This is a genomic window from Pseudomonas sp. NPDC087615 (assembly GCF_044743445.1).
Lineage (GTDB): Bacteria > Pseudomonadota > Gammaproteobacteria > Pseudomonadales > Pseudomonadaceae > Aquipseudomonas > Aquipseudomonas baetica_A.
This window is the reverse complement of record NZ_JBIUWM010000140.1, coordinates 1-1,673: the sequence shown is the minus strand read 5'-3', so window position 1 is coordinate 1,673 and position 1,673 is coordinate 1. Positions and strand designations below refer to the sequence as shown.

Sequence of the window (1,673 nt, the reverse complement as noted above, 5' to 3'; positions counted from 1 at the left end):
AACACCCCCTTCGAATTCGAGTTGGAACTGGTCAGCGAAAAGGCTGCGATCAACCTCGAAAGCGTGCTGCACAAACTGGCGTTTCTTCAGTTGTCGCCGAGCGGCACCGGCATTCACGGGCTGGTCTATAGCATCGCCCAGGGTGAGTCTGGCAAGCGCCTGACGCGCTACAAAATCTCCCTGCGCCCGCAACTGGCGTACCTCGCGCATCGGGTCAATCAGCGCATCTTCCAGCAGATGACCGTGCAGCAGATCATCAGCCAGGTGCTGGAAGAACACGGCATTCTCGCCAGCGATTATCACTTCCAGCTCAGCGCGATCTACCCCGAGCGCATCTACTGCGTGCAGTACGACGAATCGGATCTCGATTTCATCCAGCGCCTGTGCGAGGAAGAAGGTATTCACTACCACTTTCAGCACACCGCCAGCGGCCACAAACTGACCTTCGGCGATGACCAGACCGTGTTCCCGAAACTCGCGCCCGTGGCCTATCAGCAGGACTCCGGACTGGTCGCTGACAAACCGGTGGTCAAGCGTTTCGGCCTGCGTCTGGCCACGCGCACCAGCCGTACCACGCGGCGCGATTACGATTTCGTCAAACCCAAGATTGAGCTGGAAAGTGATGCCAAAAGCAGCGCTCAGCCGGACCTGGAAGATTACGATTACCCGGGCCGATTCGTTGACCGTGACCGCGGCAAACATTTGTCTAATCGCGCGCTGGAACGTCATCGCAGCGACTATCGACTGGCCGAAGGTAGCAGCGACCAGCCGATTCTGGTCAGCGGACATTTTCTTGCCCTGACCGAACACGCCAACCCGACGTGGAACGACCTGTGGCTGCTCACTGAAATCTTCCACGAAGGCAAACAGCCGCAAGTGCTGGAAGAGTCGGTGACCAGCGACACCACGGACAACAAGGACGATTTCCACCAGGGCTACCGCAACCGCTTCAGCGCGATCCCGTGGGACGTGCCGTACCGTCCGCCGCTCGATCACCCGAAACCGAAAGTCCTCGGCACCCAGAGTGCCGTGGTCTGCGGCCCGGAAGGCGAAGAGATCTACTGCGACCAGTATGGCCGGGTCAAGGTGCAGTTCTTCTGGGATCGCGAAGGCAAGCACGATGACATGACCAGTTGCTGGATGCGCGTCGCGTCGAGCTGGGCCGCCGAAACCTTCGGCTCGATCAACATTCCGCGGGTTGGTATGGAAGTCTTGATCACCTTCCTTGAGGGCGATCCCGACCAGCCGCTGATCACCGGTTGTCTGTACCACGGCGCCAATCTGCCCCCGTACAAACTTCCGGACTTCAAGACCTTGGCCACGGTCAAGAGCAAGGAATACAAGGGCAGCCGCGCCAACGAACTGCGCATCGACGACACCACCAGCGAGATCAGCATCGCGCTGCGCAGTGACCACGGCGCCAGTGCGATCAACCTCGGCTACCTGACGCATCCACGCCCAAGCGGTGGTCAGCCGCGTGGCGAAGGGTTCGAATTGCGCACCGACCGCCACGGCGCAGTGCGTGCCGGGGCCGGCCTGCTGATCACCACCGAGCCACGTCCGAACGAATCGAAACATCACAAGGATCTGCCGGAAACTGCCGAGCGACTCGCCACCGCGAGCGACCAGCAGGACGGCTTTGCGGTGCAGGCCAAGGAGTTGCAAGCGCAGGA

Annotated in this window: 1 protein-coding gene; it reads left to right on the top strand. The window is 60.6% G+C overall.

Annotated elements, in window-relative coordinates; all coding sequences use genetic code 11:
* The coding region (gene tssI / locus ACIOU6_RS27965) for a type VI secretion system tip protein TssI/VgrG (RefSeq protein WP_401139980.1) at positions 1-1,673 on the top strand (1,673 nt) is incomplete at both ends.